This window comes from Bacteroides sp. OM05-10AA, assembly GCF_003439055.1.
Classification (GTDB): domain Bacteria; phylum Bacteroidota; class Bacteroidia; order Bacteroidales; family Bacteroidaceae; genus Bacteroides; species Bacteroides intestinigallinarum.
The window spans coordinates 210,924-223,984 of record NZ_QSUR01000003.1 but is presented as its reverse complement, the minus strand read 5'-3'; the positions used below and the strand labels follow the sequence as shown (position 1 = coordinate 223,984).

14 protein-coding genes and 1 pseudogene are annotated in these 13,061 nt (G+C 44.2%); 2 read left to right on the top strand and 13 right to left on the bottom strand.

The window, feature by feature from the left end; genetic code table 11:
* Positions 1 to 61: 61 nt before the first annotated feature.
* The 7 genes and pseudogenes from DXB58_RS03575 to DXB58_RS03545 form a co-directional block, all read right to left on the bottom strand.
* The gene (locus tag DXB58_RS03575) at positions 62 to 619 is read right to left on the bottom strand and encodes an NAD(P)H-dependent oxidoreductase (RefSeq protein ID WP_122135983.1); all 558 of its coding nucleotides are present in this window, start codon (positions 617 to 619) and stop codon (positions 62 to 64) included.
* Positions 620 to 643: 24 nt separating this feature from the next.
* Positions 644 to 1,393: an SDR family NAD(P)-dependent oxidoreductase gene (locus DXB58_RS03570; RefSeq protein ID WP_122135930.1), complete on the bottom strand. Its 750-nt coding sequence runs from the start codon at positions 1,391 to 1,393 to the stop codon at positions 644 to 646.
* Positions 1,371 to 1,565: pseudogene (locus DXB58_RS03565) on the bottom strand (aldo/keto reductase); the annotation flags it as partial. The pseudogene DXB58_RS03565 and the gene DXB58_RS03570, both read right to left, overlap by 23 nt.
* A gap of 46 nt (positions 1,566 to 1,611) precedes the next feature.
* Positions 1,612 to 2,259, bottom strand: coding sequence for an NADPH-dependent F420 reductase (locus tag DXB58_RS03560; protein ID WP_099146800.1), 648 nt, complete (start codon positions 2,257 to 2,259; stop codon positions 1,612 to 1,614).
* 4 nt (positions 2,260 to 2,263) lie between these two features.
* Complete coding sequence (locus tag DXB58_RS03555; protein WP_122135929.1) at positions 2,264 to 3,130, bottom strand: aldo/keto reductase; 867 nt, start codon at positions 3,128 to 3,130, stop codon at positions 2,264 to 2,266.
* A gap of 6 nt (positions 3,131 to 3,136) precedes the next feature.
* Positions 3,137 to 3,445: a Dabb family protein gene (locus DXB58_RS03550; RefSeq protein WP_074557951.1), complete on the bottom strand. Its 309-nt coding sequence runs from the start codon at positions 3,443 to 3,445 to the stop codon at positions 3,137 to 3,139.
* Between the two features lie 16 nt (positions 3,446 to 3,461).
* Positions 3,462 to 4,310, bottom strand: a complete 849-nt coding sequence (locus tag DXB58_RS03545; protein WP_074557952.1) for an aldo/keto reductase — start codon at positions 4,308 to 4,310, stop codon at positions 3,462 to 3,464.
* 126 nt (positions 4,311 to 4,436) lie between these two features.
* On the opposite strand from DXB58_RS03545, the gene DXB58_RS03540 reads away from it, so the two are divergent.
* Positions 4,437 to 5,261, top strand: a complete 825-nt coding sequence (locus tag DXB58_RS03540; RefSeq protein WP_122135928.1) for an AraC family transcriptional regulator — start codon at positions 4,437 to 4,439, stop codon at positions 5,259 to 5,261.
* 80 nt (positions 5,262 to 5,341) lie between these two features.
* Positions 5,342 to 6,031 carry a Crp/Fnr family transcriptional regulator gene (locus DXB58_RS03535; protein ID WP_122135927.1) on the top strand — a complete coding sequence of 230 codons (690 nt, stop codon included), beginning with the start codon at positions 5,342 to 5,344 and terminating at the stop codon, positions 6,029 to 6,031.
* 151 nt (positions 6,032 to 6,182) lie between these two features.
* Here DXB58_RS03535 and DXB58_RS03530 read toward each other — a convergent pair whose 3' ends face one another.
* The 6 genes from DXB58_RS03530 to DXB58_RS03505 all read right to left on the bottom strand — a co-directional run bounded on the left by DXB58_RS03530 (position 6,183) and on the right by DXB58_RS03505 (position 13,046).
* Entirely contained in the window at positions 6,183 to 7,463 is a 1,281-nt protein-coding gene (locus tag DXB58_RS03530) for an alginate export family protein (protein ID WP_122135926.1), read from the bottom strand.
* A 29-nt stretch (positions 7,464 to 7,492) separates the two neighbouring features.
* The gene (locus tag DXB58_RS03525) at positions 7,493 to 8,284 is read right to left on the bottom strand and encodes a cytochrome c biogenesis protein (RefSeq protein WP_122135925.1); all 792 of its coding nucleotides are present in this window, start codon (positions 8,282 to 8,284) and stop codon (positions 7,493 to 7,495) included.
* Positions 8,281 to 9,516, bottom strand: a complete 1,236-nt coding sequence (locus DXB58_RS03520) for a cytochrome c biogenesis protein ResB (RefSeq protein WP_122135924.1) — start codon at positions 9,514 to 9,516, stop codon at positions 8,281 to 8,283. Before DXB58_RS03520 ends, DXB58_RS03525 begins: the two co-directional genes overlap by 4 nt.
* Before the next feature lie 12 nt (positions 9,517 to 9,528).
* Complete coding sequence (gene nrfA / locus DXB58_RS03515; protein WP_004304071.1) at positions 9,529 to 11,010, bottom strand: ammonia-forming cytochrome c nitrite reductase; 1,482 nt, start codon at positions 11,008 to 11,010, stop codon at positions 9,529 to 9,531.
* Positions 11,011 to 11,049: 39 nt separating this feature from the next.
* Positions 11,050 to 11,649: a cytochrome c nitrite reductase small subunit gene (nrfH, locus tag DXB58_RS03510; protein ID WP_004297093.1), complete on the bottom strand. Its 600-nt coding sequence runs from the start codon at positions 11,647 to 11,649 to the stop codon at positions 11,050 to 11,052.
* 107 nt (positions 11,650 to 11,756) lie between these two features.
* Complete coding sequence (locus DXB58_RS03505; protein WP_074557963.1) at positions 11,757 to 13,046, bottom strand: TolC family protein; 1,290 nt, start codon at positions 13,044 to 13,046, stop codon at positions 11,757 to 11,759.
* Between the last annotated feature and the right edge of the window lie 15 nt (positions 13,047 to 13,061).

Sequence of the window (13,061 nt, the reverse complement as noted above, 5' to 3'; positions counted from 1 at the left end):
ACATATTTATTCTACATTCATGATGGCTGTATTATCACAGTTATATATTTCTCCTCGAGCATCAGAGCGTCTCTAGTAACTTTATGAGACGTTCTGCATGTTCCACCGACATAGCTTTCTGCTGTTCAATGAGTTCGGGAGCAGTACGACTACCGTAGCTCACGCCACAAGTATATACACCCCCGCAATACTCCATCTGCGTCAGCCGACAGGTGGCTTTGTAGCAGGGCAGAAATTCGTCGATAGTGTAGCCCATCGCCCCCTCATGACTATACAGTGCTTCGGGTGCTCCCGTTGTGAAAGAGAGAACGAGTTTCTTGCCTTTGAGCTTGTCTCCGGTACTTCCGTGTGAAAAACCGTGACGGAAAGTCTCTTCCATCCAGCGTTCCAATATGGAGGGTGCGGAGTACCAGAAAAGGGGGAACTGCAACACGATGATGTCTGCCCGGAGCAATTTCTGCTGTTCGGCTTCCACGTCGATTTTGAAGTCGGGATAGAGTTCGTCCAGCTTTACGATTTCGGTTTCCGGCAGCCGTTCATTCAAGGTTTCGAGAATCGTTTTATTGGCTACGGATGCGGCAAGGTCTGTATGGCCGCTGATAATCAATACATTTTTCATATTCATTCTTTTTATTGTTATTTCTTATGCACCTACACCGCCATCCACTTTATAGTCGGCCCCGGTTACGAAACTGGCTTCGTCGCTTGTCAGAAAAGCGACGACAGCGGCAACCTCTTCGGGTTGTCCCATTCGACCGAGAGGTACGCTTTTAGTTACCATATCTTTGTGGGCTTTCGCGGCTTCGTCCGAAAGTTCGGTCTTGCCGTAGATAGGGGTTTCGATAGGCCCTACCCCGAGTGAATTGACACGCACGCCATCTTTAGCCAACTCTTTTGCCCATGCACGTGTCATGGTATAGACAGCAGCTTTCGAGGCGGCATAGTTTGCCATCGTTGCGATAGGATTGGTTGTCATGGTTGTCGTGACGTTCAGGATATTGCCTTTTACTGCTTTTATCATCGGCAGGCAGGCTTGTGTCAGCATGACGACGGCGCGCACGTTGATGGCAAATACCTTGTCGTATTCGTCGATTTTCATCGTTGCAAACGGGGTGACGGGCGCCCATCCGGCATTATTGACGAGAATATCGAGACGACCGTACCGTTCTCCGATAATCTGGATAATAGATTCTATTCCGGCTTCCGCTTCGAGATCGGCAGCAAGAAAGGTTATCTTATCACTATAGGAGGCTGTTTCGGCAAGTGTCGGTTCCGTGCGGCCTACAATCAATACGTTAGCGCCTTCATCGGCCAGACGTTGGGCGATAGCTCTTCCGATACCTGTTCCGGCTCCGGTTACAAGAGCTGTTTTATGATTTAATGATGGATACATATTTCTTATTGATTTTCTTATTTGATTTTGTTGATTTTAAAGGAATGACGTCCGCCTCCCACTTGCGTTCCATCAGTGAGTATTCGCTCTGTACGGCTGTTATAGGCGTAACGGCATGGGCTGCCTTGAGTTGTTCGAGGGTGGGCTCGGATTGTCCCCATGCACGGATTTTTCCTTCCTTATTTTCTTGTTTTCATCATTCTGTATCTTTTACTTGTTTATCTTACGAGTTTTATGCCCCAATCCATATTCCCGGTAGCACTAAGCGCGGCTACCCAAAACGCACCGAGCATTTCAGTGTAGCGGGACATACTGATATTTCCTAAATCAAGGGTATCCTCCCAGCCGAAATCCTTTAATAAAACCGCTACTTCAGCTTTCGCGTCAGCATCGTTACCGCAATAGAAGCCCGTAATGGCTTCCGGTAGTTGCTTCGGATGAACCATCAAATGATTGCAGAGATAGTTCAGTGTTTTTACGACTTTTGCGTCCGGCAGAATTTTTTGGGCTTCTTCTCCCAAGCTGGTTGTTCCGCTCCATCTCGAATCGAGCGAGATATGTCCGTCTTTGTAGATGTATGGATTTGCCAAGTCGATCAACAGTTTCCCGTTCAGATTTTCTTTTCCGGCAGCGTTTAGAGCTTCGAGCGAGTGGATGCCCTGCACGCAGTTGAATACTCTTTCACCGAATCGTGCAGCATCGGCAAAAGTGCCGTGAGAAGCCCGCTCGCCATTAGTTTTCGCCCAGTTCGCAGCTTTTTCGTTGGTGGCATTACGCGCCCCCATCATAACTTCGTGACCGAGTTCGGTCAATTTCGTGGCGATGGCGTGAGCCACATCGCCTGTTCCTAAGATTCCGTATTTCATACTTTCATTTTTTATTGTTCGGGTTAAATTGCTTGTCGTAATTCAGAAGGAATTTTACGAGTTCGGGATTACGGTGCGACCAGCGGAAGTCGGCCGGTTTGTCGAGCGGACGGATGCTTTCCATATCTTCCGGTGTGAGTGCAAAATCGAATACATCCAGATTTTGTTTCATTCGCTCAATGCGCGTGCTTTTCGGAATGGCAATGATGCCGCGTTGCACCAAATAACGCAGAGCGACTTGCTGTACCGTTTTATCGTATCGCTCGGCTAAGGCCGTCAGTACGAGATTGGTCAGAAGGTCGGGATCGCCTTGTGCCAGCGGCGCCCAAGCCATGATACGTGTATCATAAGGATTCATTTCGGCTTCAGCGTCCCACTGCTGACTGAATACATTGGTTTTCAGCTGATTTATGGCGGGTTTGATTTCGGCACATTCAGCCATGTCCACGAAGCGGTCGGGATAGAAGTTCGAGAGTCCGATAGCACGGACTTTTCCGGCCTTTAATGCTTTCTCCATAGCCCGCCATGTTCCCGGATAGTCGCTAAACGGCTGGTGGATAAGAAGCAGGTCGATGTAATCGGTGCGTAACTTACGGAGCGATTCGTCGATGCTGCGGGTTGCCTTTTCCTCGCCCGCATTGGTAATCCACACCTTTGTCGTGAGAAAAAGTTCATCACGGGACACACCGCATTTGGCGATGGCATTACCCACGCCCTCTTCGTTATAATAAGCCTGCGCCGTATCTATCAACCGATAACCTACGCTGATGGCATTGAGTGCACAACGCTCGCACTCTTCGGGCGATACCTGAAAAACACCATATCCTAATATCGGCATTTTAATGCCGTTGTTCAATTTTACAGTCTGCATATAATTCTATTTTAAGGGTTCATATTCTATTTGAGCAATATCGGCGCTCTGCATATCGAAAGCCTCTTCCGCTTTTTCCGCAATGTCGATGTGTGTCCGACTCCGGAGCAATACGTCGAAAGCGGCCTTGTCTTTAAGATCGACGACCATCATCACGGCATCGGGACGTCCAAACAGTCCGCGTGTACGACCGACCGTGATGTCTTCAATAACCGTTTCTATCTCTTTCATGGCACGCATTTCAGCCATCTTTTGTTCTACCACGTCATCGGAAATTCCTTCCTTGACGTTGATGATAAATATATGACGTAACATATTTCTTTTTTATAAATTATTCGTGTATGCGATGTAACCCGATACCTTTTACCGTAGGTAAGTCCATATCGTCGTAGATGGGGCTTTTTCCTGTCTCCAGCAGGGCGATAGTATCCATTTCCTCTTTGGACAGCGTAAAATCGAGAATATTGAAGTTCTCGATCATCCGTTCCTTGTGTACGGATTTCGGGATAACCACGATGTCACGTTGATTCAGCCAGCGAAGAATCACGGCCCCGACGCCCTTATCGTGTCGCTCTGCTATCGCTTTCAATGTGGGATGATTGAATATGTCATTCTGCCCTTCGGCAAAAGGCGCCCAGGCCTCGTGTTGGATACCTTCCTGCTGTAAGAAGGCATTGGCAGCCTGCTGCTGGAAAAACGGATGTGTTTCAAGCTGGTTTACGACAGGTTTTATTTCGTTATGTAAGAAAAGGTCTTGCAGACGTTCGTTGGAGAAACTCGTAACCCCAATAGCCCGGATACGTCCCTCTTTATAGAGCCGCTCCATAGCCCGCCATGCGGCATAGTAATTCCCGTATGGTTTGTGCATCAAATAGAGGTCAAGGTAATCCAATCCGAGCTTTCTCATCGAGAGGTCGAAAGCCCGTAGAGCATCGTCGTATTCGTAGTCTTGCACCCACAATTTGGTGGTTATGAAAAACTCCTCTCGTTTAATGCCGCTTTGCCGAATGGCGTTTCCCAACTGCTCCTCATTGAAATAGGCCGCAGCCGTATCGAATTTCCGATAACCGACCCCAATGGCATCGAGCACCACACGTTCCGTTTCGTTTTCAGGAATCTGAAAGACACCAAACCCGATGGCAGGCATCATTACACCATTGCTTAATCTTACATTTTTCATATCCTTTATGGTTTTTAATTCTGATGCAAAATTACAGAATGCCTATCATTTTATCGTTGCATTATTCGGGGAGGAATTTTCACTATTCGTGGTTTTTCGTTATTTTTGCAGGAAATGAAAGAATAAATGAAACATACAGACTTCGATGGGATTATTTTTGCTGATACATTGCAGGAGTTTAATACCTTACGATATGCAGGAAGAGTAATCCATATTCTTTGCAGCGGAGGAAATATGGGTTTCACATTTCAAGATACCCGTTATAACATCGCGGCCGGGGATTATGTAATTCTACCCAACGCCACGCTCGCATCGGAATTTTCGGATTCCGAAGACTTTCAAGGTATCCTGATGAACCTTTCGGATGCGTTCGTTTCCTCAATTGCCATCCGCAGCAATTACGGTATTATCGGGTATCTGTCGCTTTTACAGAATCCGGTTATGAAACTTTCTGCCCATGATTTTCAAGTATGTGAGCAGGCGATGCATTGTATTCGACAGCGTTTAGCAGACAAAGAGCATCTGTTTTGGGAGGAGTTGATGGGAAGTCTGCTTACGGCACATATTCTCGACCTTTATGATATTCATGCACGCAGTCAGAATAACGTGCAAGTATCGGAACATATAACTTCGTTGCTACGGAAATTCATAGAACTATTATATAACGGCGAGTATATCCAAAACCGTGATCTTGATTTTTATGCTTCTCAACTTTGCATAACGCCTCATTATCTGTCGGAGATATGCAAAAAGGTAAGTGGCAAACCTGCGACTTATTGGATTGACCGCTTTACACTTCAAGAAATCACCCGTCTGCTGCGGCAAAAAGAGCTTTCCTTGACAGCAATTGCAGAACGGTTGAATTTTTCCTCTGTCTCTTATTTTAGCCGCTATGTGCAGAAGAAAATAAAAGTAACTCCGTCAGAGTATCGGAATGATACATCTGTTTGATAATACCTTCTTACGTTCATTTGCCCTTATTCTCATTTTTTATCCTTATCTTTGTTCAGAATACGAACAATATAATACTAATGAAGAAGATACTACTGACCGAATCACATAAAGAAAAGCTATTTCAAATCCCTCTCTTCCGGGACTTACCTCTGAATATCAAACTTTCTTTGCTTGAAAAACTGGAATTTGTAGTCTATGCAGCAGAAAAAAAAGAGATTGTTGTAACGCAAGGTACTCCATGCAATAAACTATATGTATTATTGGAAGGTAAACTACGCACAGACATTATTGACGGACTTGGAAACGAGGTGATGATTGAATATATTATCGCTCCACGTACCTTTGCCACTCCGCACCTCTTCAGTTCAAACAATACATTGCCCGCCACTTTTACCGCTCTCGAAAACAGTGTGGTATTGATGGCAACCAAGGAATCGACCTTTAAGGTTATCAGTCAGGATCCACAGGTTCTTCATAATTTTCTTTGCATCGCCGGTAATTGTAATATCTGCACAGTGTCCCGTCTGAAACCTCTTTCACGTAAAACAGTGCGGGAAAGATTCATTGTTTATCTATATGAACATAAGAAAAAAGATTCATTGGTGGTAGATATCATGCATACTCAATCTCAACTCGCCGAATACTTAAATGTGTCACGTCCCGCTCTATCTAAAGAAATCAATAAGATGATTAAAGAAGGACTTGTCACTATGGAAGGAAAACGAATAGAGATTTTAGATCAAATAACTTTAGAGAAATATCTGTAATAATCTATCCCATAACAATAAAGATAATTATCAGGGAAGTCTCTAAAACAAAAAATCATCCCTACTGCAATATGTGTAGTAAGGATGATTTTATAAACTCAAAACTTTTCAAAAATTCTCTCTCTATTTAATTCTTATTATTTCCTTGGATTTACCACTTTACAAACAATATTTTCGGATTGATATTCAATGATACCCAACCCCAGTCCTGCCAGCTTTCATGATTGCCCGTTTTCACAGCATCCATTGTCTTCGTGCCACGCATAAAAGAATATCCGGCAGAGAGTTTCACATCCTTCATGATTGACCAGTTAATCTGATAATCAACTTCCGAACCTAATGATTTCTTTAAATCCTGAACTTTAACTGCTGTACTAAAGTAATGGTAATTAAGTTCCATATCTACCTTGTCAGATAGACGGAAACGACCTCCGATACGAGCATCCATCAATCCCGGTGCATAACCGTTTGCAAATGTAGAAGCATAAAAATAATCCATTGCTCCATAGAATTTATGATGGGTTCCATAAAGAGGATCAAAAGCCTTATACTTACCGCCATTTCCTTTATCACCGCTTAAATAATCAAAACTAGCCACGGCTCCCCATGTCTGATTAAACGTATAGGCGGCTTGTATGCTTCCCATCAAAGCTGAAACTTTCTCCGCAGCTTTATTCTTACCCATCTGATAGTAGAAAGCACCATCCAGATTCCAGTTACTATTCTTATAAGTGAGGTAAGTACCCATTGTTTGTAAATAGCGGGTATGAGAATCATCCGTGGCTTTATCACCCGTTTCCAATCCCAGATTCATAAACAATAAAGAAGCTCCGAACGGAACATTGTCCGCTTTATAATGATACCAGACGGTTTGCATATTCTTATAAGGCTGTCCGGTAGAAGAATCATAGTAAGTACCTCCACTTGTTCGATTGTCATTATTCTGGTTAAAAGCAAGAATCAGATGGACTTCATTATTTTTGTTGGCATATCCCAGCTTCAATGCATCGTGGTAACGGCCCGCTACATTCCAATCCAGTCCTCCCAAAATACGTTCATCATCATAAATCAATGACTGACGTCCTAGTTGAGCAAAGAACCCTTCACCAAAGTTCAGTTTCGCCCAAGCCTCATTCAACATAAAACGCCCATTCTTCTCAATCTGCGGGTCTTGTCCCCAAACACCGACATGCTGTGCCGACATCTTTAGTTCCAGATCCGAACGTTTATAATCCATCGAGAGGCGTGCACGGTTATTGATGAAAGATGTAGGAGCTACCCCTTCATCCCGTGGAGTCAGTGCACCATTCCGATACTCCGCACGAGGTCTGATTTGCATAGACATCGTAAATTCATTCTCTTTCTCCGTGTTTTGTGTATATGCCATGCTTGGCAATAACATAAGCAAGAATGACCAATAAAGTGTTTTCATTGATATTGAAGTTTAAGTGATTCGATATTTCAATTTAAATTATAAGTATGCACACTGACTCCCTGTGCGGCCGGAAGGTAATTGATTCCATACCAGCACATTTGCAACAGGACAAATGATACTAACAGAATAATCAACGCAGGACGTGCCTTCAATGGATTGCCTAATCTGAAATGGATATACACCAGATAAGCGAACCAGGTAGCTGCCGCCCAAGTCTCTTTCGGGTCCCAAGCCCAGTAATGCCCCCAGGCTTCTTTTGCCCAGATAGCTCCGGTAAGCATACCTAATGTCATAAATGCCAGACCTACATAGGTGAGGTTGTCACACAAATCCATTTCTTTCCGTTCAATCTCCTTCTTTTTGAACCAAAGCAGATAGACGGCCATCACCGTCGCCGCTCCCAACATAGCATAAGCAAACATATACACAATGACATGAGGGGCAAACCACGGACTTTGCAAAGCAGGCATCAACGTCTTATTATGAATCTCCGGTTTGAAGATATTGATACAAATAAAGACCAATGAAAGGATGCAACTGAAACTTAAAATCCATTTATACTTCCAGCGTGCATAGGTTATCAATCCCGCCAACGGAAGGAAGAAAGAATACCACAGCCGTGTCTCTCCCATTGTCCGCATCGGAGGACGTTCTAATGAAATCCACATTCCGATAATGAAACTGAAGAAAATAGCCAGACCTAAGAAAGTTAATCCATAAGCCCATCCCGGTTTTGTACCTTTCCAGGCAGCAAAAGCTCCCAAAGCCCAACAAACCAGTGCAGCTATTGCAAATAGTATAAAGTATTCCCAACTCATGCTTTGTCCTCCTCTTTCCTCTTTTGTGCGCTGACAAACAGACAGATGGCTCCTGCCATCATCATTATTATTCCTGTGTAAACAACCGGCAACCACGGATCGCGAACCAACTCAAAGACACTGACATCGCTCCATCGTCCCTTTGTTTCATCATAACTAAGTTGATAAATTTTCCAACCTTCTATCTCCATCGGACGGTTCACTTCAATGGTTCCTTCCGTGATCGTTCCTTCTTGTGTGTAAATCTTCACTTCCGATGCAAATCGCTGCGGTTCCCGTTCCGGCATTACAATACTGGTTAAAGAATCCAGCCGGATTGCCTTATAGGGAAAAAGAAAACTACCGCAACTTACCCATCCCTCTTTGGTTGTTTGATTCTTCTGATTGACTGCTTTCAGATAGACAGCATAAGTCGCTCCCATCGAATGAAATTCAGTAAACTTCAAAGTATCTTCGGTAGCCACAGAAGCAGCCATCGGAATAGATTGCTCAATAGTTAGCTGCCAGTCCTGCAAGCTGCCATTTGTCACTCCCTCTTCCAACAATACATGTACAGGAGATTTTTCGGGAAGCGTACGGCCGGTTTCATTATCAATCAACATCAGTTTCGGAGGATATTCGTCGATAGTGAAATCTTTCAGTTCGATAGCCAGCGGAAGTTCAATCAGTTGACCTTTATCATCCGTAGCCCGCCATTCGGCACTTCCCATCCGGGTTGTCATTTTCAACCTTTGCATATCGGCATTTCCCAAAGTGGCTGTTATCAGTGCAATAAACAATCCGATATGATTCAGAAGGAAAGAAATCCTGCTGATCTTCAAAGAAAAACCGGTGCGAAGGATTGTCAGCCCCAAGGCGGTGACCATCCAAAAGTAGAGCAGGACAAAAGGCCAGGAAGAAATCATCTGCGAAAATCCCAGCAGATCAGCCGGAGCATGACCGGAAGGAGCCTGCCGGATCAGTCCCATCACTACCGTCATGCCGACCACCCACAATAGAGACGAGACAGCAGCGGAATAATGACTCAACCATCCGAATAAATAGACACGTTTGCGAAGAAGGTGCATGGCTACCAAAGCAATGATATAAACCACTAACACAATCACATTGACCGGACAGGCAAACAGGTCCCAATGAATGGCTCCCACTGTCATTTGCAGCAATAACCCTATCACCAGTAATCCTGCGCCAATCACCAGCCCTTCTTTATAACTCCATGGTTTGCTCCACATATATAAATTTTCTTATTTCTGTGCCAGACGGCCGTTTTCTTTCGCTTTCTCCAACCATGCCGGAACAGTTGTTTTCAGGAATTTCTCCTTAGCCGCTCTTTCAGCATCCATATCCAAGCCGATATATTCCTGTGCTTTTGCCTTTGTTGAAATGTCCGGCATCGGAACATCTCCCGTATATCCATTCTTCGCCAATACTTTAGATACAGCCAGACGGGCTTGCATGGCACGATCCAATCCATGAGAAAGAATTCTCTGAATTTCCTGCGGTGCATGGAAAGAACCTCCGTGTGAAGCTACTCCGAAATCCCAACGCCATTGTGCCTGACGAATCAGTGCGAGCACATCTTTCATCTGTGTTTCTGTAGCACCCTTGTCCCAGGCAAATTTAGCTTCGATATGTGCTTTTGCCAGTTCCTGTTCCAGACGGTTACGGATTTCATTCGCTTTACGTTGGCGTTCGTACACATTATTACGTAAAGTCTCTTCACTTTCACGGTGACAAACCTGACAGGTGCGGTCAATCATAGCCAACGGGCTTTGGATATGGTGATCGCTGAATTTCACACCACCTTCACTCTTATACGGCATGTGGCAATCGGCACAAGAGACACCTCTCTGTCCATGGATACCCATCTGACAAATCTCATAGTCAGGATGCTGCGCTTTCAGAATCGGAGTACGGCTCAATTTATGAATATAATCATAAAAACCGGCCTCATCATAATAAGCCTCCATATCTTCTACCGTAAAACCTTTGTCCCAAGGGAAAGTCAGGTATTTACCATCCCCTTTGAAATAATATTCCACATGACATTGTGCACATACCAATGAACGCATCTCCTGCGGAGTAGCTTTAGTGATGTCTTTACCCTGACGTTGGAAAGCCTCTATCAAAGCGGGACGACTGATATGAAGATTCATTGTTTCGGGATCATGGCAATCGGAGCATCCGATAGGATTCACAATTTCAGCACCCATAGCCCCCCATTTATTGTTATAGAAAGAATCGACACCTAATGCCTCCATCATACGGGGGACATCCGGACTCTTACAAGTCCAGCAGGTAGACGGTTGAGGACCTTCGGTCGGGCTCATGGGCGAACCGGTACGCAAAGATGCCGTAATATCCTCAATGGCATGCATGTGTCCCCGTGGAGTGGAATAATCTTTTGAGAAAGCGTATCCCGCCCATAGAATCACCATTTCAGGACGTTTTTCCAAAGCATCTACAGCAATATTTCCATTAAATTCACTCTCAAAGTCAGTCTTTGCAGTCTCCGTCCAAGTCTGGTATTCACGGGGAAAGTCATCCTTAAACAGTTCATTTCGTGCTTCAATCCCCTTGATAACGTTTTTACGGTTATTGAAAATGCTGGCAACTTCCGCCCTCCGTTCCATCAACGCAGAAACGCATAATCCCAAAACAAATACAACGACCATTGAACCTCCGAACAACAGCCATCCTTGCCATGATTTTAATTTCTTTTCCATTGTATATCGGTTTTATTATTTTATTACGTATTTCATTTCTTATTTATCTTTCTGATTCACCATCTTCCGGAGCCATTCGGGAACAGGCGATTCCGGAAGAGGAACAATCGCTCCCGGAGTACCGGACAGGGAATTCTTTCCACCATGAGGAACATCACGATGGCAATCCCAGCAAGCCTTCCCCTCTCCTACCTGTGACATCATATAATCGATCTTCCCCGTCTTCACAAATTCCGTATTGAGTTGTGTATGACAGCGGATACAATTATTCATAATCACTTCGGAACTGGCTTCATGAGCCTGAATGACCTGCGGCTCGCTTTTGGTAAGAAATGCAGCCACGTGTTTCATACCGTCCATACCTTTAAAGGTCCATTTCTTCACAGCATTTTCATGCGGCACATGACAATCATTGCAGGTGGCATTCCGGGCATGTGAACTATGGAACCAGGTTGCATAGTAAGGAGTCATAATGTGACAATTCACGCATGCAGCCGGGTCATCTCCAAGATAGGTATGCGCCCGGAGCATATACATAAACAGTGCTCCTCCACCCACAATAACACCGCCAATGATGACAGCCGCTACCTTCCATTTATAAGAAGGAAAGAGTCGATTTATTATTGGAAACTTCATCATACGAAAAAGTATTTTTCACAAAAGTAAAGGATTGGAAACAAAAAAGGTGTAATATCTATTACACCTTTCGAAAGAAAAAATACTCATTACGTAAAAAAACAGTATATCTATCGTCCTGTAGCCAGCAGATATTCCAGTTTCTTTATCTGATATTGAGAATAGGCATCCACATAAGTATCCCTACTTTGTTGAAACATAGACTGTGCATCCAATAAATCACTCATACTTGTGGTGCCTGCCTTGTAATAATCTTCATTCAATTTCAGATTCTCCGTTGCCTGTTCAATGGACTTCCGGGCAATCAGAATCTGTTTGTAAGCATCATCAACATCATTCCATGCTTTCTGCATCTTAATCATCAACAATTCTCCCGTATCATCCCGTTCGTATTCCGCATACTTTAATTGTAACTTCTGCTTTTTAATGGCATGAGAACCACCCCACCAGTTAGATATGGGAATAGAAACGGTGGCAAAAGCAATACCAAAAGGATGAGATTTATCCATCAGGTCATCATACATATATCCTGCGCCAATAGCAATCGTAGGCAGATTCTTTCCGATTGCCAGATTTTTCTGCAGCCGGTTAGCTTCCACATTTTTCTCTAACAGATGATATTCAGGAGTCAGCACTAATGAAGCATGATGGTCCCTGCGAAGTTGTTCGGGAAAAACCGGAATGTCTTCCACCGGAATATCCGTCTCTATTTCAAAGCCATCGCCTGTTTCACCGATATATTGTGCCAATACCATTTTGCTAAGAGACAACGCATTCTCTAACTTTATCCGGTTGCTGGCTACTTCATTCCTTTTCAGTTCCACCTGAAGCAGTTCGTTTCTTGTGGTCATTCCGGCTTTGACCGCCACTTCTACATCCTGATACAGACGGTCCAGCATTTTCTGCACCGTAGTGAGCGTGGTCAACTTCTCCTGCAAAGTGACTACCTGCCAGTAATATTGTTCCGTGGTATAACTCACTTCATTTTCCGACTGACGCAACTGCCATTTACTCACTTCCACGCTCACTTTCGCCAGTTTGTTGCTATTCACAATCTGTCCGCCCGTAAACAAAGGTTGCGTAGCCGTAATGCTGCCCACAATTCCATTCTTCAACATAGACATTCCCATCCCTGGAGCCAATTCCATTTCAAGCAAACCTTTATTTGCATTAAATCCGGCTCCCGTAGCTCCCACCGTAGGGAAATAACCGGTAAATGCTTCTTTCTTTGTCTGCTCCGCAGCCTTCAAGTCTGTGTGAGCTTTCTTCATTTTTATATTGTGTGCCAATGCCATAGAGCGGCATTGCTCAAGCGTATAAGTCTTTTGCGCACACAAAGGAAACATCATGAATCCGCACAAAGCGAAAATCACTACTTTTTTATATTTATCCTGTCTCATTGTCTTTTGTTCTTC